This window comes from Paenibacillus sp. YAF4_2 (assembly GCF_052113225.1).
In the GTDB taxonomy this organism is placed as follows: domain Bacteria; phylum Bacillota; class Bacilli; order Paenibacillales; family Paenibacillaceae; genus Pristimantibacillus.
This window is the reverse complement of the sequence record NZ_JBFRCT010000006.1, coordinates 351,689-374,650: the sequence shown is the minus strand read 5'-3', so window position 1 is coordinate 374,650 and position 22,962 is coordinate 351,689. Positions and strand designations below refer to the sequence as shown.

General features: G+C 46.4%; 24 protein-coding genes. 4 read left to right on the top strand and 20 right to left on the bottom strand.

What is annotated here, in order from left to right; all coding sequences use genetic code 11:
- Positions 1-146: 146 nt before the first annotated feature.
- The 14 genes from AB4Y93_RS16850 to AB4Y93_RS16785 form a co-directional block, all read right to left on the bottom strand.
- Positions 147-1,004, bottom strand: coding sequence for a 5'-3' exonuclease (locus tag AB4Y93_RS16850; RefSeq protein WP_441893887.1), 858 nt, complete (start codon positions 1,002-1,004; stop codon positions 147-149).
- Between the two features lie 709 nt (positions 1,005-1,713).
- Complete coding sequence (locus tag AB4Y93_RS16845) at positions 1,714-2,910, bottom strand: aminotransferase class I/II-fold pyridoxal phosphate-dependent enzyme (protein WP_441893885.1); 1,197 nt, start codon at positions 2,908-2,910, stop codon at positions 1,714-1,716.
- A gap of 4 nt (positions 2,911-2,914) precedes the next feature.
- A complete protein-coding gene (locus AB4Y93_RS16840; RefSeq protein ID WP_441893883.1) occupies positions 2,915-3,277 on the bottom strand; it encodes an arsenate reductase family protein in 363 nt (120 codons plus the stop codon).
- Positions 3,278-3,330: 53 nt separating this feature from the next.
- Positions 3,331-4,281, bottom strand: coding sequence for an RluA family pseudouridine synthase (locus AB4Y93_RS16835; RefSeq protein ID WP_441893881.1), 951 nt, complete (start codon positions 4,279-4,281; stop codon positions 3,331-3,333).
- Complete coding sequence (locus tag AB4Y93_RS16830; protein ID WP_441893879.1) at positions 4,278-4,850, bottom strand: cob(I)yrinic acid a,c-diamide adenosyltransferase; 573 nt, start codon at positions 4,848-4,850, stop codon at positions 4,278-4,280. Before AB4Y93_RS16830 ends, AB4Y93_RS16835 begins: the two co-directional genes overlap by 4 nt.
- Positions 4,851-4,980: 130 nt before the next feature.
- A complete protein-coding gene (locus AB4Y93_RS16825) occupies positions 4,981-6,189 on the bottom strand; it encodes an aminotransferase class I/II-fold pyridoxal phosphate-dependent enzyme (RefSeq protein ID WP_441893877.1) in 1,209 nt (402 codons plus the stop codon).
- Positions 6,190-6,202: 13 nt separating this feature from the next.
- On the bottom strand, positions 6,203-6,694 hold the full coding sequence (locus tag AB4Y93_RS16820; protein ID WP_441893875.1) for an Lrp/AsnC family transcriptional regulator: 492 nt from the start codon (positions 6,692-6,694) through the stop codon (positions 6,203-6,205).
- Between the two features lie 94 nt (positions 6,695-6,788).
- On the bottom strand, positions 6,789-7,169 hold the full coding sequence (locus AB4Y93_RS16815) for a spore coat protein (RefSeq protein ID WP_441893873.1): 381 nt from the start codon (positions 7,167-7,169) through the stop codon (positions 6,789-6,791).
- A 23-nt stretch (positions 7,170-7,192) separates the two neighbouring features.
- Entirely contained in the window at positions 7,193-7,417 is a 225-nt protein-coding gene (locus tag AB4Y93_RS16810; RefSeq protein ID WP_243865575.1) for a hypothetical protein, read from the bottom strand.
- A 64-nt stretch (positions 7,418-7,481) separates the two neighbouring features.
- The gene (locus AB4Y93_RS16805) at positions 7,482-8,624 is read right to left on the bottom strand and encodes a Ger(x)C family spore germination protein (protein WP_441893871.1); all 1,143 of its coding nucleotides are present in this window, start codon (positions 8,622-8,624) and stop codon (positions 7,482-7,484) included.
- 26 nt (positions 8,625-8,650) lie between these two features.
- Complete coding sequence (locus AB4Y93_RS16800; RefSeq protein ID WP_441893869.1) at positions 8,651-10,147, bottom strand: spore germination protein; 1,497 nt, start codon at positions 10,145-10,147, stop codon at positions 8,651-8,653.
- Between the two features lie 14 nt (positions 10,148-10,161).
- A complete protein-coding gene (locus AB4Y93_RS16795; RefSeq protein ID WP_441893867.1) occupies positions 10,162-11,268 on the bottom strand; it encodes an endospore germination permease in 1,107 nt (368 codons plus the stop codon).
- A gap of 109 nt (positions 11,269-11,377) precedes the next feature.
- The gene (locus AB4Y93_RS16790; RefSeq protein WP_441893865.1) at positions 11,378-12,043 is read right to left on the bottom strand and encodes a DUF2642 domain-containing protein; all 666 of its coding nucleotides are present in this window, start codon (positions 12,041-12,043) and stop codon (positions 11,378-11,380) included.
- Between the two features lie 73 nt (positions 12,044-12,116).
- Positions 12,117-12,923: a hypothetical protein gene (locus AB4Y93_RS16785; RefSeq protein WP_441893863.1), complete on the bottom strand. Its 807-nt coding sequence runs from the start codon at positions 12,921-12,923 to the stop codon at positions 12,117-12,119.
- Positions 12,924-13,239: 316 nt separating this feature from the next.
- On the opposite strand from AB4Y93_RS16785, the gene AB4Y93_RS16780 reads away from it, so the two are divergent.
- Complete coding sequence (locus AB4Y93_RS16780) at positions 13,240-14,304, top strand: CotH kinase family protein (RefSeq protein ID WP_441893861.1); 1,065 nt, start codon at positions 13,240-13,242, stop codon at positions 14,302-14,304.
- Between the two features lie 22 nt (positions 14,305-14,326).
- Here the strand turns inward: AB4Y93_RS16780 and cysK are convergent, their stop codons facing one another.
- The 5 genes from cysK to AB4Y93_RS16755 all read right to left on the bottom strand — a co-directional run bounded on the left by cysK (position 14,327) and on the right by AB4Y93_RS16755 (position 20,534).
- Positions 14,327-15,244 carry a cysteine synthase A gene (gene cysK / locus AB4Y93_RS16775; RefSeq protein ID WP_441893859.1) on the bottom strand — a complete coding sequence of 306 codons (918 nt, stop codon included), beginning with the start codon at positions 15,242-15,244 and terminating at the stop codon, positions 14,327-14,329.
- 190 nt (positions 15,245-15,434) lie between these two features.
- Complete coding sequence (locus tag AB4Y93_RS16770) at positions 15,435-16,718, bottom strand: MFS transporter (protein WP_441893857.1); 1,284 nt, start codon at positions 16,716-16,718, stop codon at positions 15,435-15,437.
- 158 nt (positions 16,719-16,876) lie between these two features.
- Complete coding sequence (locus AB4Y93_RS16765) at positions 16,877-17,392, bottom strand: hypothetical protein (protein ID WP_441893855.1); 516 nt, start codon at positions 17,390-17,392, stop codon at positions 16,877-16,879.
- A gap of 297 nt (positions 17,393-17,689) precedes the next feature.
- Positions 17,690-18,112 carry a DUF350 domain-containing protein gene (locus AB4Y93_RS16760; protein WP_441893853.1) on the bottom strand — a complete coding sequence of 141 codons (423 nt, stop codon included), beginning with the start codon at positions 18,110-18,112 and terminating at the stop codon, positions 17,690-17,692.
- Positions 18,113-18,161: 49 nt separating this feature from the next.
- Positions 18,162-20,534: an endonuclease MutS2 gene (locus tag AB4Y93_RS16755; protein ID WP_441893851.1), complete on the bottom strand. Its 2,373-nt coding sequence runs from the start codon at positions 20,532-20,534 to the stop codon at positions 18,162-18,164.
- 159 nt (positions 20,535-20,693) lie between these two features.
- Here AB4Y93_RS16755 and AB4Y93_RS16750 point away from each other — a divergent pair, with 159 nt between their 5' ends.
- The 3 genes from AB4Y93_RS16750 to AB4Y93_RS16740 all read left to right on the top strand — a co-directional run bounded on the left by AB4Y93_RS16750 (position 20,694) and on the right by AB4Y93_RS16740 (position 22,543).
- Positions 20,694-21,062, top strand: coding sequence for a phage holin family protein (locus AB4Y93_RS16750; protein WP_441893849.1), 369 nt, complete (start codon positions 20,694-20,696; stop codon positions 21,060-21,062).
- A 158-nt stretch (positions 21,063-21,220) separates the two neighbouring features.
- Entirely contained in the window at positions 21,221-21,574 is a 354-nt protein-coding gene (locus AB4Y93_RS16745; RefSeq protein WP_441893848.1) for a cytochrome C oxidase subunit II, read from the top strand.
- A 288-nt stretch (positions 21,575-21,862) separates the two neighbouring features.
- Complete coding sequence (locus AB4Y93_RS16740; RefSeq protein WP_441893846.1) at positions 21,863-22,543, top strand: SDR family NAD(P)-dependent oxidoreductase; 681 nt, start codon at positions 21,863-21,865, stop codon at positions 22,541-22,543.
- Between the two features lie 137 nt (positions 22,544-22,680).
- On the opposite strand, the gene AB4Y93_RS16735 is transcribed toward AB4Y93_RS16740, so the two are convergent.
- Positions 22,681-22,908 (bottom strand): hypothetical protein, encoded by a 228-nt coding sequence (locus AB4Y93_RS16735; protein ID WP_441893844.1) that lies wholly within the window; start codon positions 22,906-22,908, stop codon positions 22,681-22,683.
- Positions 22,909-22,962 lie beyond the last annotated feature (54 nt).

The window sequence follows — 22,962 nt, the reverse complement described above, 5'->3', positions numbered from 1 at the left end:
AGCTAACTCAAGAAGTTGCTTTTTTTTAGCCAATGTAGGTCTTGGCTACTAATTCGACATTTCCTTCCAGTTTCCTTTCTCAATGGCAAAAACTTAGTATTTTTTGGCAAAACAAAAGGCAGCTGCGTTTAGCAGCTGCCTTGGGATTAAACGATCAATTTTAATAATGAGGCCAGACGATATTTTTCAAACACGATTTCCGCTTCAGTCGGAACACTCCATAAGCATTCCTCCAGGCTGCAAGCAACTGGAACTTCAATGTTGATACGTGCAAGCGTGCGGGACAGATGCAGCATATCCAAATCGGCTTCGATCTTCGCTTTAATGCTTTTGGAGATAGCGTCTAGATTGCTAAGGATGCCATCGATCGATTCAAACTCTTGAAGAAGCTTCAAGGCTGTCTTTTCGCCGATCCCTTTAACACCCGGATAGTTATCACTTGTATCGCCAGTCAGGCCTTTCATCTCAACCACTTGGAAAGGATGGATACCTTTATCTTCTTTGAGGAAATCTAGATCGTAGACCGCATAATTGCCTCTGCCTTTTTTCATAATGACAACATGGATACGTTCTTCTACCAGCTGCAGCATATCCTGGTCACCTGTCAGGATGTAAACATGCGCCATCTGGCTGAGCTGCTTCGATACCGTACCGATGCAGTCGTCCGCTTCATAGCCTTCCAGTCCGATATTCGGAATGTTGAGCGCGGCAACGATATCTTTGACGAGCGAAAATTGTGGGATCAAATCTTCCGGAGCCTCCGGCCGGTTTGCTTTATAGTTCGTATACATCTCGGTGCGGAACGTCTTGCTGCCCATATCCCAACAGCAAGCCACATGGGTCGGCTGGAACTGGTTCACGGCGTCAAATAAGTATTGCAAAAAGCCATAAATCGCATTCGTTGGCGTACCATCAGCCAGCCGTCTAGCGCTGTATTGCTGTGCGAAATAAGCCCTGAACAGCAAAGCCATCCCGTCCACAATCAGTATTTTATTTTCATTCATATAAGAAGCCATCCTCTACACATAATATAACTTTATTGTACAGTAGATTTGGTGTTCATTGTAATGCAAAAGCTGGCATTATCGTGTAGTGTGCTGTGGTCGCTATGGTCACGGAGCATGTGAATATTTTATTTGAGGGGAGTCGCTGTTTTCACTGCGTAAGGGAATATTCTTTCGATCGCTGTTGTGTCCGGATTCCTTGAACAATCGGACCATGGTCCGAATCCGGACACAAAGGCGAGCGCTCCGCTTCTCAAAAATATTCCCTTACTCCGCTCATCGCTCCCTCCCCAAGAGAACATTCACTCGCTCCGTTCCCCGCTCCCACGCCACTAACGCTATGCCGCTGCCTTGCATTAAGATGAACCCAAACCCTGTCCTGGCATGGGGCCATATACCATCACTCAATTCCCGAGTGATGAACTAACTATTAAAGATCCATCACTCATATTTCGAGTGATGACATATAAAAATATTCATCACTCGGGAAGTAAGTGATGAACTACTGTCCCTTTAAAAATTGCTGGACGAAGCGAAGCAAGCCAATACTCTGGAGAAAGGTTTATGCTTCCGAAGTAGCTTTCTTTCAGAAAGCTTTTAAGCGTTCGCTTTTGTCCCCGAATTTCATCCGCTAAAGCGGATTATAATGAAGAAATTCGGGGACAATGGCGATCGGAAGAGTATTGGCTTGCGCAGTACCACATCGCAATCAATTCAAATTTATAAACTTCCCGATTCTACTAGCAGCCACAAGCAACCTTGCTTCGTCTTCGACCAAAGCAATCCGCACAAAACCTTCGCCTTCGCTCCCAAACGCTTCGCCTGGAATTACGACTACACCAGTCTGCGCCAATAGTTCCTGAGCAAAAGCACGTGAAGTCCACGCCTCTCCGTTGCTGCGTTTCGGCAGCTTCGCCCAGATGAACATCGTCGCTTTTGGCTTCTGGACAATCCAGCCGGCTGAGGATAATGCCTCGATAAATGAATCACGCCGCTTCTCATATAATACGCCGGCTTTTGGCGGCGCAGAAGCAGACATGGCTTCCTGCAAAGCAATGACGCCCGCTTCCTGCACAGCGCCAAATACGCCATAATCAATATTTTCTTTCAACTCGCGCAGCGCTCCAACTGCTTCTCGGTTGCCTGCTAGAAAACCGATTCGACAGCCTGCCATGTTGAAGCTTTTGGACAAGGAGTGAAATTCCACTGCCCCATCTAGTGCACCTGGTACGGCAAGGATACTTGGGGGCTCATGGCCGTCGAAGGCCATTTCTGAATACGCGGCATCATGCACGACTAACACACCGTACTCTTTAGCTTTCGCCAGCAAACGTTCGAAGAACGCCAAATCGGCAACCGCCGATACAGGATTACCAGGATAGTTCAGCAAAATAAATTTTGCATGCTGCCACACATCATCCGGCACCGAATCCAGATCCGGAAGGAACCGATTCTCTTCCTTAAGCGGCAGCAAATAAGGTTCTACGCCTGCTAACGCTAATGCAGCTGTATAGATGGGATAACCAGGGTTAGGCACAATAACAACATCTCCCGGATTACATAGCGACATCGCAAGATGAGATAATCCATCCTGCGATCCCATCAAGGAAACAAGCTCGTAATCGGGATCAAGCTTTACACCAAACCGATAATCCATCCACGCAGCCGCCTGACCACGGAAAGCTTCACTGCCATGCGTTCCCGGATAGGAATACGTATCTGTACGGAGCGCTGCTTCGCTAAGCGCTTTTCTTACCGCCTCCGTAGGCGGCTTATCCGGACTGCCTATGCCAAGGTTAATAATGTCCCTGCCATGGCCGGCCGCTTGCTTTCTCCACTCCGCTACCTCGGCAAAGATTGATGAGCCAAGCTGTGACAAACGATCAGAACGCCACGGTTTTTTCATGCGCTCACCCATTCCATATTTGCTCGTATTGTTCTTCCTTATAGCCGACCGTCACTTTCTTGCCGTCTGTTACGATTGGCCGCTTGATCAGCATACCGCTTGAAGCCAGCAGCTCCAGCTGCTCTTCTTCACTCATTGCGCCAAGCTTGTCCTTCAGCCCAAGCGATTTGTACACATCACCCGATGTGTTGAAGAACTTCTTCAGCTCAAGTCCGCTGTTCTCCACAAGCACTTTCAATTCAGCAGCCGTTGGTGTTTCTTCTACGATATGTTTTAGTTCAAGCTCGTTGCCTTTCGCCTGCAGCGATTTGACTGCTGCACGGCATGTACCACATTTCGGATATTGATAAATCGTTAACTTGCTCATCTGTCTGTATCCTCCTAAAGAATTGCGAAGCAATTCTACTTCCTATGCTGCTTTCAAGCTTCGCTAAGAACCTCTTCTAACGCAACAAACTCCGGCGGCAAATCTGCCGTCCATTCCATCCATTGCTTCGTCATCGGATGAGTCAGCCCCAGCGTCTCCGCATGGAGTGCCTGCCTGCCTGCCGTGCTCTCCCATTCCTGATTCCCACTCGTCTTTGGTCCGTACATTTGATCTCCAATAAGCGGACATCCGATATGTTTCATATGAACTCGGATCTGATGTGTCCGTCCTGTCTCAAGCTTAAGGCGTACCTTCGCCGCCGCATCTTCGCCAAACACCAGCACCGTCTTATAATGCGTTACAGAAGGATATCCTTCCGGCGTTACAATGCGGACATGCGGCTCATCCGGATCCCTGTCAATTGGAGCATCAACCGTACCATCTGCCGGATCTGGACTTCCGTACACATACGCGCAGTATAGTTTCATAATTGTTCCCGCTTGAAGCTGTTCTGAAAGCTGCTGATGAATATATGGATTTTTCGCAATCGCTACAAGACCTGATGTATCTTCATCAAGCCGGTGCACCGGCCGAAATCTTACCTTTTCGCCACGAACCTGCCAATGCTGTACGATTCCATTAGCAAGAGTCCCGGTGTAATGCCCATGTGTGGGATGAACAACAATACCCGCCGGCTTATTAACGATTAATAAATATTCATCCTCAAACACAATACGAAGCGGCATCTCCTGCGGCATAATATCATCCGAGGTTTCCTCTTCCATTCGAATCGCAACGAGGTCTCCTGCTGCGACCTTCGCTGTTGTATAGGCCCGTACTCCGTTTATGGTAATGCCAAACTCGGTGAGCTTAAGCTTCGAAAGAAGTGTACGTGACACGCCCAGCTTTCGCTCCAGCACGGTCCGGACATCCTTCCCGGCCATTTCCTCGCTGACCTCCACGACCAGCGGTTTATAGTAACCTGCAATATCTTCTATCATCATTTAGAAGACTTGCGGAACACATTCGCACTCCGTACATACTCCGTATCCGGTACGCCAAGCTTCGCATTAGCGACTCTTGCCGCAGCGAAGAAGAAATCCGATAGCCGGTTCAAATATTTCTGCACTTCCGGATTAGCCGGATGCTCGGCTGCCAGCGTCACAACACGGCGCTCGGCACGGCGGCATACGGTCCGGCATACATGCAACAAGGCCGACACCGGGCTTCCTCCCGGCAAAATAAATTTCGTAATTTCCGGAGCTTCCTCGGTGTATTGATCGATTATCGCTTCCAGTCTTGCCGCCGGTTCATCCGTCATTTTCAGCGGTGCTCCAGGGCTCGCATACGCCAAATCCGAACCGCAGTCGAACAGCTCCTGCATAATATCACCGAGCAGCTCAGCCATGTCTTTCAGTTCATCGTGCTTTGCTGCTTCCGCTGCTGCCTGCCCAACAAATGCATTCAGTTCATCGATTGTACCGTAAGCCTCTACCCGGATATCATCCTTGCTTACGCGCCCGCCGATAAGGGAGGTCTGCCCTTTATCTCCTGTACGTGTATATATTTTCATCTAGCTGATCAGCCCTTTCATCTAGGGGGAATTTTCCTACACTATACCATAAATTAACTTGCCTTCGAAGCTTGAGGCCATAAAAAAACAGGCAAGGGACGCGCCCTGCCTGCCTATCGCTGTTCACGTATCAGCCCTGCTTAAGCTTATGAACAAAATGTCCGATTCGGTCAAGAGCCTCTGTCAATTGAGCAACGGAAGTCGCATAAGAACAGCGCAGATGTCCTTCTCCACCGAGTCCAAACACATCCCCTGGAACAGCAGCAACATTGCCCTCCTCCAGCAGACGCTGAGCGAATTGCTCGGAGGTTAGTCCAGTTGACGTAATTGACGGGAAGGCATAGAACGCACCTTCAGGCTCATGACATTCGAGACCAATCTGACGGAAGCCCTTGACAACCAGACGTCTCCGCTGGTTATAAGCTTCCATCATCCGATCCTTCTCTTCCAGACCATGCGGTGTTAACGCTTCAAGGGCCGCATACTGTGCCATAATTGGAGCACACATGACCGTATATTGATGAATCTTCAGCATTGCCCCGATCAGATCCTGATGGCCGCAAGCGTAGCCCATCCGCCAGCCGGTCATTGCAAAAGCTTTGGAGAAGCCGCTCACAAGTAGTGTCCGGTCTTTCATGCCTGGCATTGCAGCAAAGCTCACATGCTTCGTGCCATAAGTAAGCTCCGCATAAATCTCATCCGAGATCACGATCAGGTCATTCTCTTCAACAACCTTGGCAATCGGCAGCCAATCCTCATACGTCATAATGCCGCCGGTTGGATTGCTTGGATAACATAAAATAAGGACTTTTGATTTTGGCGTAATCACCGCTTGCAGCGACTCAGCCTTCAACTTGAAATTATCTTTCGCGAACGTCTCAATACCCACTGCTTTGCCGCCGCTTAATGTCGTAATCGGAGAATAAGAAATATAGCATGGCTCAGGGATCAGTATCTCATCACCAGGACTAATCAACGCCCGAAGCGCCAGATCAATTGCTTCACTGCCTCCTACTGTTACCAAAATCTCATTAGCTGGATTATAGGATACAGCAAAAGAATCATTCAAATATTGCCCGATTGCTTCACGCAATTCCGGCATACCTGCATTGGATGTATATTGAGTCTTACCTTTCTCCAACGCATATACAGCTGCATCACGCACATGCCATGGCGTTACGAAATCCGGCTCGCCAACGCCAAGAGTAATAACATCCTTACGGGTACTTACCAAATCAAAAAAGCGCCGGATACCTGACGGTTTAATACTCCGTGCAAGAGGCGATAAATATTCTGCCATTGATTGGCGATGATTGGATGTAACCTCGTCTTTAATCATAGCCATCATCCTTTTACGGCGAAATCATCAGTCGATGGTCGCCTTCATGCTCCTCGAAGATAATTCCGTCCTGTTTGTATTTTTTCAGAATAAAGTTTGTTTTCGTCGACAGCACTTTGTCGATTGGAGATAATTTATTGGAAACGAAAGAGGCAACCTCTTTCAAGTTTTTTCCTTCGATTTCTACAAGCAGATCATAAGCCCCGGACATCAGATAGACTGACTTCACTTCCGGATATAAGTAAATGCGCTCGGCAATGCCTTCAAAGCCGCGCCCGCGCTCAGGTGTAATTTGAACCTCGATTAATGCCGTAACCTTCTCGTCATCAACCTTGCTCCAGTTCACAACTGTCGCATATTTAACGATGATATGTTCTTCTTCCATGTATGCAATCGCTTGCTTCACGCTCTCCACAGGCTCATTCAACATGGCGGCGATCAGCTCCGCATCACGGCGCGCGTCTTCCTTCAGCAGCTCCAGCACTTTCAGCTGTAGTTCGTTCATCGTCAAACTCCTTCCAAAACTGCGGTTATTAAAATATTTTACAACGAATTAAAGGTTCCTGCAAAGAAAAAAAACGAAAGACCCCGAAGGGTCTTTACATGTAGAAAGGCTGATGAGACTGTTGCTGCGGCTGTTGAGATTGCCCGTATTGCATGAACGATGGCTGTGCTGTGCCCATACGCTGCTGTAAATATTGTGATGTCTTTTGCTGCGTTTGTTGATATTCTTTCGTCTGCTTGTCGATCTCTTGGCGCAGAGCAGGTGATGCTGTGTTGTACATATTAGCCGATTGCATCGTTGTGAAAAGGTTCCCTTGCAGCTTCAATGTGCTGTTCAGTAATTGAGTAAACATTTGACGTACTTCCGGGCAACTCGATTCCGTTGCAGCCGTTGCATATTCACGAACGACACGCTTCAGATCCGATAATACCGTGTACGCTAAATCCTCGTCTGGTAAATGATGTTGTTGATACATGGTTTAGATTCCTCCCTATCTTATTACTGCTGCGGTTGTGTCGGCGCCATGTGCTGGTGCTGCTGCAGTGCCTGCATCAGCATTTGATAATGATGCTGATGCGTCTGCAATTCACTGGCACCTGCTTGTCTTAACTGTGGGTTCATCGCAAGCGATGCCAGCAGGGCATTTTGCTTAATCAACAAATCTTCATTGGATAGTGAATCCGCGATATATTCCAATTCTTTCGCGGTTAGAGCTTGAAGCATATGTCTCGTCTCCTTCATGCCAAGATTATGGAAGCATACGTATTATGGGCGTAAATCCCATGGATTATGTATGCAATTGGAGTTCTGATTTCGAGCGAAGCTCCGATTCCTTCGTAATCCGACATTTCACCTCGATGATCAAGTCCTTTGGGCCAGGCTTCCATTCCTCTTGAACCAGACGTTTCCACTCTTTATTCTTATGCCTGTAAAGCTCGTGCTCCAAATCATAAAGATCGGCATTCATGGCTAACCCCTTCAAATAGGTATCCTCCAACTGAGCCTTTACAACCTGTTCCACATGAGATCTAAGCTCCTGATCTGTAAAATCGGTCGATGCTTCAATTAAGTGTCCCGTCAGACTTGTCTTTAATACAAATTGAGGCTTATTGTTATCCCACTTAACCTTAATCTTTGATTTGGCCGAATCAATGATAACAGAAGCTCTTTGATCATCAACCCGAATCGGAACGAGCGACCGCTTGAAACCTTCACTCGTCCAGATCAGTCCCTTGGATTTCTCTCGTGATACAAAGCCAGCTGATTTCTTTTCATTAAATAGAAACGTTCCGTTAATGGTTAAAAACTTCAGCATCTTTTTGTTGTTCTCCCAGTCATCCGGTAAGAGGGAAAGGGAAGGCAGTTTTACTGTCATAGCAGGCTCAAGTGCTCCGCGTACCAACGTCTGAAGCGTCATAGGCACAACATAGCTGTTCTGATTATTCTCAATATGTGGTGCATACAGCGGGGTCGTTAATGGTGTTTTGTTGAATAGCATATCCATCGTAAATAAATCATTAATGTCTGTTTTGGTTCCAAATACAAGCGAATTAAATCTTGTGGAGCTCAACCGGTTAAGGCTGTCGATAATCTGTTCAATTTCGCTGAAAGCACGCTCGTGGATTACGACCGACTTCAGATGATTAAGCGACAGCTTGTATTGGGAAGAATCCATCAGGTTAAATATGGCAGCCAGATTGGTATCCCCTTCATGTTTCCCTACCCATATCGGACTGCCTGGTGGCGGTGCCCCCTCCTGCTTGGCGATAACGCCAAATGAAATCATCTGGGCATACACGACAAAATGTTCATCTACATAGTCAACACCAATGGCTGAAATGTAAGTGACATCCTGCAGATTCACTTCGTCCCAGCAGCCTCCAGTTATTAGCATTGTACCTAATATCAAGCTTACTTTAAGAGACTTCACATATTTTCGCATCCTGGCATGAATGGTCATGGTTTCTCACCTTTGGCTTTGGCCTTCCAAGGCTTCTGCAGTAATCCCGTTATGAGCTCCCTCCATTTGATTGGGGCAAGCGGCTGCATATAGTTCTGATTAAACGTTTCCAGCGAACACATATAGATCAGGATTATAAACACACCAACGAAGAAACCAAATATCCCAAATATCGAAGAGAGAATTAACACGAAAAACCTTAAGATGCTCACTGTACCACTTAACGTTTGATTAACCAGCGTAAAGGTTGAGACGGCTGCCACAGCCGCTGCCACGAGCATGGTCGGAGAGGTTATGCCTGCCCGGATGGCGGCATCCCCGATAATAAGACCACCTACGACGGACACCGTCTGGCCAACTGGCCTCGGCAGCCTGACACCTGCCTCCCGGAATAACTCGAACATCCCCATCATTAGAAACATTTCCATCGTTGCAGACATTGGGAGTCCGATCCGGGAGTTTGTTACCGTAGCCAAGAGCGTGAACGGAATTTGATCCGTGTTATAGGCCGATAATGCGATCCAAAAGCCTGGAAGACAAATAGCAAGAACAAAACCGATAATGCGGAGAATCCGTTCAAGCGACACATAATAATAGGGAAGGTGAGCATCCTCTGGCGATTTAATCAACAGCGTCAAATTGCCAGGAAGAATAATGACAGATGGATTACCATCTATCAATAGACATACTCTGCCTTGCATAAGCGCTTGAACAACATAGTCAGGACGACCAATATAATCAACCAGCGGGAACAGACTGTTCGGCCTGTCCGATACGAGTTCTTCCAGCTCGGATGAGCTGTACAGCGCCTCGATATGAATGGCATGAAGCCTCTTCCTAGCTTCTTTGACCAGAGAGGCTTTGGCTTTGCTTTTCATGAACATCATGGAGACTTCTGTCTGTGATTCAGTCCCGATTTTCAAATATTCCACATAAAGGTCGGGGGTCCTTAGCCTCCTTCGAATCAGCGCAATATTCGTAGCTATTCCTTCAACAAACCCGTCCCGCGGTCCTTTAACAGACAACTCCATTGTTGATTCTTCCGGCTGGCGGCCCGGGATGCTGGCGATATCAAAGGAATAGACGGATCGCGTAGTTTCATCGATAACGATAACACTTCCCGAATAGAGGTTAGAGAAGAAATGGGCAGTCTCCCTTTCATTATCGAATGACAGGCGTGCGCCAAACGAAAAGCCCTCTTTATGCGATTGGTAATTTTCCATTGTGACCCGAGCATATTCGTGGTCGTCATGCTCTGGCTGACTACTATTTCTATTTAAATTTTCAGCAAGCTTGTCCAGCTGTGGTAATAAAGCAATAAATACGGTCTGCATATCTACCATGCCACTGCACATGAGAATGCGGAATACCCGCTTTGGATCTTCACCGACCTCAATTGTTTGGTTGACGACATCGCCGGAACCAGCCAGCTCATCATAAATCATATCTAGACGATCACATTTGCGATCTTGCTCATTCGATTCGCGACTCATAGCTTTTAACCCCCTTAAGCTTTCGGCTCTGCTGTTTTCCTCACTTTTCGGAAAGAAAGCATCCACAGCAGCAGCAAAAGGATGCCAAATATGATCCAGGCAACCGAGAAATAAGCATGCATCAGGATCATATACCACTTCATTTTCATAAGGACGATAAAGCTTGCAACAGCCAGGATAAGAACCGTGATAAGCATGCTTATCCACTTGTTCTTCAGCTTCTTGAACGGGCCATAAATCTGAATCAGATAAAGCGGCAGTGATATCCGGACTAGAGCACCTGAGAGCCATTGAAAAACAGCAAAGAAATCAACATGCTCGAAATATTTGCCAATCTTCACGAGCCGCCACTGGGAATAAGCCGGGTAACGCATGAGACTGGCTTCGTTTGGTCCAAACAAAGTGATTGCTCCCATTGTAGGACCAATCGTAAGTACCATAAGCATGACCGTCAGAAGAATAAGATGCCATTTCTTAAAGCTCTTCGTCATCTCATGTTGGATGAGCAGCAAGAAGGACAGTTCCATAAAGGCGCTTAGTGAATGTACCGCTCCCTTGAATATCGGGGAGAAACCCATCTCGAACATCGGAAGCAAATACCGATAGTCTTTGACGGGCATATTAGCCGACATCACAAAGTCCCCTAATCCAACAACAATGGGAAGTAAGATACAAGAAACATAAGTAATGGTGCGCAGTCCATTCATTGCTGCAAACATGCAAATAAAGCAAAAGACAAAAAGAACGACTATTTGAGGGGTCTCCGGCAAGTAAGTATTTGACGTCCAGGAAACAACATCCACTAATGTACCAAAGGCAACAAACAGTAACGCGAGATTAATAATTGCAAGAATCAGCCATACAAAAAAGGCCGGAACATGTTGTTTAAGCCACTCATCAAAGCGTACCCTGTTCATCTTGAACATAACCCGCTGCAGAGGAAAAGCGGCAATCGGAAGGGCAATAATAAGCGCGACCGGAATGCACAGCCAGGCGTCTCTCTTGGCTTCAGCCAGCAGCATTGGAACAACAATGACGTGATTAACAAGGCCAACACTTAGCAGAGTCATCATAACGATTGGCCATAACCCGATAGGTTTGGAAGCAAGCTGCACAGACATTCACATCCTTCGCTTCCAGCATTCCCCTAAGGAAGGAAAGTGATGCATGTTTTTCTCCATAAAAAAAAGCCCTCAGATTGGCAAATCGCCATTAAAAGGGCTTTATTTGTTAGGGCAGATGAAGCGTTTTTACATGGTCATAATGGATAAATACCGATGATCCGCTTGCATCCGCAAGTTCGAGCAAGTTAAGATCAACGTTTTTGAGAACGCCAGTTTTTCTCGGGTTCTCTCCTAGATCAAGAACAACAAATTGCCCAATGTGTTTGCGAAGCTGCTGATCGAAGGTCCGGGCAAGGGTTAACGGTGTAGGCTTAAGTGGGAATTGTTCAGCAGATAAGGAATAAGGGGTTACATTAGCGTTATATGGAACCAAGTACTTAAGATGACGCATCGAGATCATAACAGAATGATAGATAGGAGAATAGAAAACAAAGAAATCATTCATGACAGCCGTCACATATCCATGGATAGATTGATTGCCTGTAATATAGATTTCAGAGAACATCCCTTTGGAATTCAATAAAATTTTGCGGAATGAAATGGAATCATTATAAGGTTCAAAGGGCAATTCAGGTGTGCTGCCATAGCTCTCTTCCTCATCATTTACAATTCTCATTTGCTGCATGTGAATAAGTGGAATATAGAAAAACTGAATGCCATTATACAGCACTAATATATCCGGTCCAAAATCGATGATTTTCCCTCTTATCCCCGCCTTCCCGGAAATAACGAGTTCAACCTGTGAATCTAAAAGTGGATGACGGTTCTTCAACTGCTCGACCTCCTTTTAAAAGCGAATCTGAAGTTGATGCCGGGCACAGGTAATCATGCCCGGCATCCTCCGATTAGCCTTTTTTCGAGCGGTTGCCGCCTCCAGATTTTTTATTCGATTTATTGCCAGTGGATTGTGTTTGAGCTGCAGTTCTATTACCTGTTCTATTACCTGTTCTATTGCCTGTTTTATTGCCTGATTGGCCTTGCGCTTGTGCACCTGATTTGTTGCCAGACTTGTTACCGCCCGATTGTCCTTGATTACCGGATTTGTTGTTTTTGTTTTTGTTGTTATTGTTGTTTTTGTTGTTGTTGTTGTTGCCGCCGGATTGATTATTGTTGTTGTTGTTTCCTCCGGATTTGTTGCCATTTGATTTGTTGAAGCTAAGTTTTTTGATTGTTTTGATATGATCAATAAGGATATAGACCACTTCATTTTTCACAGCTATAAGTGCTGTGTTGCCTTGTACTTCAGCGAGGAAGCCTTCTACTTTCTCCGGTCCGCCCCAGTTAATTTGCACGAATTCTTTTTGTAATGCTCTTACTACTCCTCTAAAGTTATCAGCATTGATGAAGTCATTGCCAATACCACCGCTTCTTCCACCATCTGCAAGCCTTGTTACGCTCTTTACATGGCTAAGATCAACGTATACGACTCCACCTCTTGTCGAAAGAACCAGGTAGTCGCTTTTTACTGCCAACAGAGTTCCTACTAATGATTCCGGGCCGCCACGGTTAATTTTAACCATTTCACCTACCAAATTTCTGATTTGAGTGTTGCCGCCGTTTGTTGGTGTTGTTGTTCCTGTGCTCACATGACTATTGTGACTTTTGTGACTCTTGTGGCATTGTTGTCCTTGCCAGTGATTGCCATCATACATGTGTAAATCCCTCCGATGATTCTCGCATTAATAGATTTACAACCGTACCATCCAATTGACCTTTTGCCACTAATAGGCTGATCTTGCTGTTGTTTGCTTTCTAGTCATCTACCATTGGTGACGGTTTGTAATATATTTATATGTAACCCGTATATGAGAGGTACTAGATTAGTAACCATTTATCTGGACAAAAGGGAGAAATAAGCAAAATAATGACGTAAATGGTGTCACTTGCCCCGATACCCGAATAGGGTAAATAAGCACAAAAGCCTATCAGCCACGATAGGCTTTGACTTCGGTCTAAGGGGTGAAGCCCGTGGCAACGCTGCCTATTCGCAAAATCGAGATTGACGAGGATGATCTAAAGGAGCTAAAAAATAACCCTTGGAGTAAATCCTTCAAGCCGATTCATATCGAATTAGATGGGAAACTTTATACAGCGACATTCGGCATTCGAGGCGGTCATACGCGTAATTACAACAAGAAATCCTTCGAGGTCAGATTAGATGGAGGAAAAACACTGCACTGGAATGCAGAGTTTGATGATCCTTCCATGATCCGTAATGCGTTATCTTTTACATTCTTTAATACCATTGGCGTGCCCTCTCCGGAAACAACGCATATATCCGTCGAAATTAACGGTTATCCGCAAGGGGTATACTTAGAAATCGAGGCGGTTGATCAGCGATTTTTCAAAAAGAGAGGAATAGGCTATAACTCCATTATTTATGCCGTCAATGACAGTGCGGATTTCAGCCTTATTGATCAGAACTCCAATCAAAAGAAGAACTCCTTATTTGATGGATATGAAATCGTTAAGGGAGAGACAAATACCAAATATCGTCTGGTCCGATTCATCCGCAATATTAATACCATGACAAGCAAACAACTAAACGTATACACCGCCAAACGGCTGGATATCAACCAGTATTTATTGTGGCTGGCAGGAGCAGTTCTCACCGGCAACTATGATGGATTCGATCAGAACTACGCCTTATACGAACATAAGAATAGCCGCAAATACCGTATTATTCCTTGGGATTATGAAGGGACCTGGGGAAGGAATTGCTACGGAAAACCTTGCGGCAGTGATTTGGTACGTTTACAGGGCTACAATCAATTAACCGGCAAGCTGTTTACCTTTGCCTCCTGCCGGCAGAAATATCGTGCAATTCTGCTAAACTTATTACGAACAGCCTTTACAGTCGAACGAATCGATCCCATCATTAACCGGATGTACAAAGAGATTACACCTGCAATCCGGGATGACTTCACGAGGAAAAGCAGCTTTGATACGTATCTCGATGAGCCTTCCTTTATTCTTGATTATGTACGCGAACGGCGAGGCCTTATAAAAGAAGCCCTTAAAGCTTGGAAATAAGCTTTAAGGGCCTCGCTTCTTATTAGAATATATCCATACTCAAATAACGTTCACCTGTATCGGGAGCAATACACAATACTCGTTTGCCCGGACCAAGTCTCTTCGCAACCTGCATGGCCGCCCATACGGAGGCACCGGATGACGGTCCAAGTAATAGTCCTTCCAGACGAGCCAGGCTTCGCATGGTTTGAAGCGCATCCTCGTCGGTTACTTGAATAATTTCATCATACACATTCGTATTCAGAATCGTTGGCACAAATCCAGGACTTGTTCCAACCAGTTTATGCGGCCCCGGCTTACCACCAGACAAGACAGGTGAACCGGCAGGCTCAACAACCGCGATATGTAGATTCGGAAGAGCTGCTTTAAGCGTCTCGCCCGTACCTGTAACAGTGCCCCCAGTTCCTGCCGTAGCAATAAAGGCATCAAGCTTTTCTTCGGTTTGCCGTAAAATCTCTACTGCCGTAGTCGTACGATGGATATCCGGGTTAGCATGATTCTCGAATTGATTCGGGATAAAGCTGCCCGGAATTTGAGCTTGCAGCTCTAATGCTTTACGGATTGCACCAGGCATTCTCTCGGCAGCAGGCGTTAATACAACGTCTGCCCCATAAGCCTGAAGCAGCTTGATTCGTTCTGCCGACATATTGTCAGGCATGATAAGAATCAATTTATAGCCCTTGGCAGCTGCGTTCATCGCGAGCCCGATGCCGGTATTACCGCTGGTCGGCTCGATGATGGTGCTGCCTGGCTTAATCTGTCCGCCTTGTTCAGCTGCTTGGATAAGTGCTGATGCAGCGCGATCCTTTACGCTGCCGCTAGGATTAAACCGCTCAAGCTTTACGAATACGTCTGCGCTTCCGGCTTCTACAAGCCGATTGAGCTTAATGACTGGCGTATCGCCGATGAGGTCAATGATGGTTTGCACTATTCGTGGCATAAGTTCTCCTTTAGTTCAAATCGTGAGGCTGCGCTTCACGAAACTATTAGGATTCGATCGCTGTTGTCCCGAATTTCTTCATTTGTAAACCGCTTTAGCGGTTGAAATTCGGGACAAAGGCGAACGTTGCACTTCTCATTCCTAATAGTTTCGTTTCGCACGCTACGATTTGATTACAGTTCAAAAATTATTAACGAAATTTATTGTTGGCAGATAGGAAGGGCCGGATGAAGAACCATCCGGCGATGGGGACGATACCAACACAGAACATAAGGGTAACGATTGCCGCTGGTGTCTGCGTCTGGGATAAGACGATCAGATAAGCAGCTAGGCCGATGACACGGCCGATAATTAGACCGGCTTCACGGAGGACGATCAGCTCCTCACGGTTCTTAGCGCTTTCCTCAGAATCGCCGATTAGGTCGAAGACCCGCGATGTCATCGGGATAATGTACAGTGGTATAAACAACGAGGTGCCAATACCAAAAATAAGCAGAGTGCTATAGTTCACTTTAATGAACAAAGGAAGAACGATCAACCCGATCATAATCGTTCCAATCAGCATCGCGATTTTCCGATTGCTTGCTTTGAGGCGTTTTCCTACAAACCAAAAGCTGATCAACGCAACAAGAGAGGTAATAAGCGAGAAATTACCCAGCTTGCCTTCATTTTTAGTCGCAATGTAGATGACCAGCCCGATAAGGAACATAAATACGCCTTCGCGGACACCCTGCGTCACTATAGCTCCGAACATTCTCCGCCATGGATTACCCTTCTCTTTCAATTGATCAATACCGAGTAACCATTTGTACTTCTCGCCTTGGACTCCTCGATTGGTAAGCCAGAAGCTTCCAACCATGCTTAATCCGAAGATGACAAGCGATATGGTGAAAATAAGCTTATAGCCGCTCTCACCTTGAAGCGACGTAATTAAGTATCCAGACACCCATGGGGCGATAATACCGGACAAGGCGCCAAGTATACCGGCAATTCCGTTGAAACGGTCCCTATTATCCGGCTCCGTAATTTCAAAATAAACAACATTATAAGCCATCCAATAGAAGCCAAGAGCCATACCGCTTAACATGCCAAGCGGAATACTGTAGACTTTTGCCTGCTGACCTAAAAGGAGTACTGTAAAGTAAAACGCCCCCGACAGCACAATGCCAAGACGGAGGCTGTACATCTTATGATGTTCCTTCACCCATTTGCCTGCCAGCCAGAAGACAATACCACTTGTCACATATTGGCCAAGTGTATACCAACCGATCAGCATAAAAGACTGGCTTGCTTTCCAGAGATAGATCGGTATGAACGTCCCGGACAGCGCACTTGCGATGCCGAACAAGCCTTGAACAGCAAGCAGCAAGATCGCCTGTGATCCCAGCGCTCCGCCTTGGCGTGAACTTGTGACGCTTCGGCCTGCGCCGCTTAGACGTCCGCCGGTCTTAACGCCATGATGACTCTGCTTCAATCCGATTCCTCCTAAAAAGAATTGCCACACGATAAGCCTCATCAAAGCTGCTTGTGGTCATTCTTTGTTCGTAAGGATCACCTAACAATGGTTATCCACTGTTAGAATTCCCAAAAGAGCAGGGGTCATGCCGTCCTCTCTTTACCAGCTCAAGCTAATTATTCCTTAGGCGCAAGTAAAGCCAGCATCTGATCGCGGGCTTCCTGGCTTAGAATCGTCGATACTTGGAAGCAAGACGGACAAATATAGGTTACGGTCTCAACCGGCGATTGAATAACAGCTCTTCCTGTCACGGTGTGAACAGTCGGCTGCAACGAAATGCTTTGCTTTCCAGCCTCCAGCATATACTCGCGGCATGTCGGACATTCCGGTGCTTCGTCCTGGCTGTCCGTAATTTGACGAATCGTCTCTTCCGCAGCAAGCCACGAGAGATTCACCTGACGGTAGCCCCCATTTGAATTATCATCTGTTTCCTCGGAATCTGCTTGCTCCTGTACCTCTTCCTCGTCTTCCCAGCTTTCATCATTGTCGTCATCTGGACGATCAATTCCAAATTGCATCGTGCGGTAGCCGCTAAGCTCGTTCTCGCAGTGTGGGCAGTGTTTCTCCGGCCCAATTTCCTCATCCCATACGATTTCTGTATAACACCACGGACAAATGTTTTGCTCTTCCATTCCTTAATAACCTCCAAAGCTTAATTATTCATCATATAGATAACACCAAGACCAAAAAATATAATAGCAATCGCGAGTAAAATCCCCCATAAGTATTTCATGACTGCCCTCCTACAAAGAATTGCGAAGCAATTCTTACTTCGAAAGCATAAACTTAAAGAATTGCGAAGCAATTCTTACTTCGAAAGCATAAGCTTAAAGAATTGCAGAGCAATTCTTACTTCGAAAGCATAAGCTTAAAGAATTGCAAAGCAATTCTTACTTCGAAAGCATAAGCCCAAAGAATTGCTGAGCCACTTACAAAATAACCGTTGCTCCAATTACATAAGACAAAGAAATAGAAATAACCATTGCGATTAATCCTACAGCCCGGTTATCCTTTGCTATTTCGTCATCTATACGAAATACCGGAGTTAGAAATTCAAATAAAAAATAAGCAGCAAGTAAAATAATAAAGCCGAATAAGCCCCAGATCAGACTCTCATACACCGAAACATTAGCCTCAATTGAAAATCTGAAAATATTACATATCCCAAATATTTTCCCGCTTGTAGCCATTGCGACCGACATATTGCCGTTCTTGATTTCCTTCCAGCAGTTATAACGGGTCACCAGCTCAAACACGGACAAAAAGACGATAAGCGACAACACGACCAGCGATACATAAACGAGTGATGCCGCATACGAATTGCTAAGCAAACGATCGACTTCCGTACCCATCCTTATCACTCCTATGGCTTGCTACCTTCCTGCAAGTGGAGCAGCGAAGCTATTTCAGCTCCGCCACTGTTACGCCCGCGCCGCCTTCACCGTATTGTCCAAGCCGGTAACTCTTCACAAGGCTATGTCTGCGCAAATATTGCTGTATACCCGCGCGAAGCACACCCGTCCCGATTCCATGAATAATGTACACTTGGCCAAGGCCGCCCAAATACGTTTCGTCCAGGAAACGGTCAACCTCGATAATCGCTTCTTCCAGATTCGCACCACGAAGATCAAGCTCCATTCGCAGATTGTCGTCTTTGGTACGCTTGAGGCTTGCCGTTTGTTTTGGCTGTTGCTGTTTATTAACTTGCGCTACTGTCTTGATCAGTTCCAGATCATCCAGCGCAACCTTCATCTTCATAATGCCAAGCTGTACCATAGCGTCCGAGCTACCGATCTCTACAACTGTGCCTTTCTGATTGAGACTGTAGACCATGACCTCGTCTCCTGCTCCAATCTTCGCCGGCTTCTTGATAGCGCTGCCTGCAGGACGCTTCTTCTTCGACGTAAGCTCTGGCGCCGCTTCCTCCAGCCTCCGCTTCGCCTCAATAAGCTTATGCTCCTTGACAGATGCACCTTCTTCAAGCGCAAGCTTGCGCAAGTCCGTAATGATCTGATCGGCTTCTCGTCTTGCCTTTGCGACAGCTTCATGTGCTTCCTCTTGTGCTTTCTGAAGCATCTTATCCCGCTGCTCCTCGAAACGCTCGAGCTCTGCTTCATGGCGTGCCCTTTGCGCTTCCATTTCCTTACGCATAGACTCCGCTGTATTACGGTCAGACTCAGCACTAAGACGATCTTCCTCAAGTGAAGCGATCATATTCTCCACACGCAGGTCTTCTTCGCTAACTTCACCTCGTGCATGATCGATGATGTCTCGGCTAAGACCAAGCCGTTCTGCAATCGCAAACGCATTGCTTCGGCCCGGCACGCCAACAAGCAGACGGTAAGTAGGGCTTAATGTAGCAACATCAAATTCCATGCTGGCGTTAATAACGCCTTTCCGGTTATAGGCATAAGCTTTTAATTCACTGTAGTGGGTAGTCGCGATAATACGGCTGTCCAGCTTATGGATATGCTCCAAAATAGCAATCGCTAGTGCCGAGCCCTCGGCAGGGTCTGTCCCCGCACCAAGCTCGTCAAGCAGTACGAGGCTTTTCGACGTCATCGACTTCAGGATGCGAATAATATTGGTCAGATGGCTGGAGAATGTACTTAGGCTTTGCTCGATACTTTGCTCATCCCCAATATCGGCATAAATCGAGTCAAACACACATAGCTGACTGCCATCCTCAGCAGGAACAAACAAACCGGACATCGCCATTAGGCTGAGTAGTCCAACTGTTTTCAGCGATACCGTTTTACCGCCTGTATTTGGTCCAGTGACAATAATGGCTGTAAATTGATTGCCAAGCTCTACATCAAGCGGTACAACCTTCTCAGGTGCAATTAAAGGATGACGTCCACGCTTAATCTTAAGGAAGCCCCGGTCATTCATACGAGGCAGCGTGGCTTTCATCTCATGTGCGAGCCGAGCTTTCGCATAAGCGAAATCCAGCTTGCCAAGCAGCTCTTGGTTGTAGAGTAAATCCTCTACATGCTCTGCAGCTTTTGCAGTCAGCTTTTGCAAAATCTTCTCGATCTCGCGCAGTTCAGCCGCCTTCGTCTCCCGCAGCTTGTTATTCATCGCTACGACTGTTTCCGGTTCAATAAAGAGTGTAGCGCCGGAGCCCGACTGATCATGGACGATTCCGCCAAAATGGGAACGGTACTCCTGCTTGACTGGAATAACATATCGGTCATTCCGAAGCGTGATGATGGCATCCTGCAGCATTTTTTGTACCGAAGAGGAGCGAAGCATCGACTCAAGCTTCTCACGTATACGTGATTCCCCGCTGCGCAGCTCTCTGCGAATGGAAGCAAGCTCCGGGCTTGCGCTGTCCATAACCTCGCCTTGATCATCAATGCAGTCGAAGATCGCATCTTCCAGCGGTTTATGCTCGGCTAATTGATCAGCCAGTTGGAAGAGCAGCGGAATCGGATCATCCTCATGCAAGTTGTCGATATGTCTCTTCACGCGGCGCGCGCCTCTTGCTGTTGCTGCAATATCAAGCAGCTCAACAGGGTTCAGCGTTCCGCCGATCCGCGACCGGTGCAGGGAAGCGCTTATATCTACAACGCCGCCAAACGGTGCATTGCCTTTCAACCGGTCCGCCTTAAAGGACTCATCGGTTGCTTGCAGCATGAGCTTCACGTCCTCCAAATCGGAGACGGGAGCAAGGCGTTCTGCTTCACTTTTCCCAAGCGAAGTAGAGGCATGCTGTACCAATTTATTAGTTATTTTATGAAATTCCAAAGTGGATAAAATTTTGCTGTCCAAGTGAACACTCCTCTCGCCCTTTTATTATAGCTGAACAATGTTGCGGATGCACGATATCCCCATTTGTTTCATACATGTTTCCCCGAAATATGGTCATAATAGAAGTGGAAAAAGAAGCGCACCATACTTAGGCTAACCTAACTTGAGGAGGCTAACGATATGAGTTTTCTTGGTCATGTAGTCCGTTTTATCGTCGCGGCCATTGTTCTTATGGTTGTCGGCTGGATCGTTCCACAGTTTAGTGTCGGTGGATTCTGGAGTGCGCTCCTGCTTGCGCTGGTCATTGCAGCGCTTGGCTGGATCATCGAGGGTATCTTCGGCAAGAAAGTCACACCTTTTGGACGCGGTATTGTTGGCTTTATCGCCAGCGCAGCCGTCATCTGGATAGCTCAATTTATCGTCGGAGGGGTACAGGTAACTTGGCTTGGAGCAATTCTTGCCGCTCTTGTCATAGGGATTATCGACCTCTTTATTCCAGTCAGCACGCCATATGAGGCTGGCAGAAGCGATTACCGCAATCGGGAATAACCTATCCAGATGTTGTTCATGAGCTCCCTTGCCCAGTCGGAAACGATGGGCAGGGGAGTTTTTTTGTCACGTAGCTGTCACTGCAAATCAAATGGGGATAAGTTACAATAGTACAAGAATGTATTTAAAGCTATTTGGCAATGAAAGGGGTATTCTCGATGAAAAAATGGTTACTATTCGCATCTGTATTGTGCCTGGTATTCGTTATTGCCGCTTGCGGATCCAATAACAATGGCAATTCAGAAGCAGCAAGCTCAACTCCGGCAGACGTCGTTATTAAAGCAAGCAGCTGGGAATTCGATCAGCCAGAATATCATATTAAGAAGGGCCAGACGCTGGAGCTGGAATTAATCGATGGCGTGCATGGCGTACAAGTTGCCAAAACAGATCTAAAGCTGACGAACAATAAAGCAAAAACCGTTACGCTCGACGCTGGCGAGTATGAAATCAACTGCAACATCCCTTGCGGTGGTGGACATTCGAAAATGTCAGCCAAGCTTATTGTTGAATAAGCAGTTATGGAATTAGTAATCGAACCTCTTGGCTAAGAAGCCGGGAGGTTCTTCTTATATTCGCTGTCATAGCGTGGCCATAAGCCACATAGGAATTATAATGATTCCTTTTCAAATAAGTAAGAAAGACTGATCGTCATGCCTCTTCCCCTATCACCTTCCGGTCTGATAAGATGATTCATAAATCCATCTTAGCCAATGTTTATGAAAAATGAATATGCTTACGATGTATGAATAATCATTTATAGCTCATACTTGGCTATTTTCATTTGAGGAGGGTATGATCATATGAGCTTATTAAACGGACGGATTGCCGTCATTAGCGGTGCTGGTTCTGGACTTGGCAGGGCAGCTTCCCTGTCATTCGCTAAGGAAGGGGCTGAAGTTGCTTTATTAGGCCGCCGTGAGAACAAGCTGCAAGAAACTGCGGCGCTTATCAAACAAACAACGGGCCAAGAAGCACTTATCATCCCTACCGATGTTACACAAGAAGACCAAATTCAGACCGCAGTCCAGCAGATCGTGGACCAATGGGGTTCCATACATGTCTTGTTAAATAATGCCGCTGTATTAGAGCCTGGCTCTGTACTTGAGTTAACGTCTGAGGAATGGCATCTGCAGGTAGCTACTAACTTAACAGGCCCTTTTCTGCTGACCAAAGCTGTTCTTCCGGCTATGCGCAAAAGCAAATATGGCCGTATCATTAATATAACTACAGGCCTGTCTTGGAACGGAGCCGGCGGCTATGCAGCCTATAGTGCAGCCAAGGCGGGGCTTGAGTCTCTAACGCGTACGCTTGCTGACGAAGAGCATGAGCATGGCATCCTCGTTAATTTATATAATCCCGGCACCCTGCGAACCGAAATGCATGCAACTGGCAAAGATCCGGCAATTGTCACACCCGACCTCATCCGCTTAGCCAGTCTGCCGCAAGGCGGCCCAACCGGTACCATCGTGAGTTACGGTTAATAGAGAGTTTATAGAGGTAGCCGTTCCAATACTAAACGTTGGACCGGCTTTTTTTATTACCCCATCCGCTTATTCCATCACTGCAATACAGATTTTCCGTCTTATTTGGCGCGGCGCATCAGGTAGATAACCCTTATTTACTGAAAGGCCTCTAAATTGCCCGCCATTCCAAACGGACTATCTTTGCCTCCAACTTTCACATAACCTTTTAGTTCGATATTCGGATTGTTGAAGTCCAGCAGACTCTTATTTCCGAACACTTCAGTAATAGGAGCGCTCACCCGGCATACTATTTTCTCACCGCTTTTTAGAATAATAGGCTGACTATCATTTGTTACGCCTTCGATTTTATAGGAATTTTCCATAGCCCCATTAGATTGGAGAAGGGGGTAAGATAAGTAGAAATTAATATACTGGAT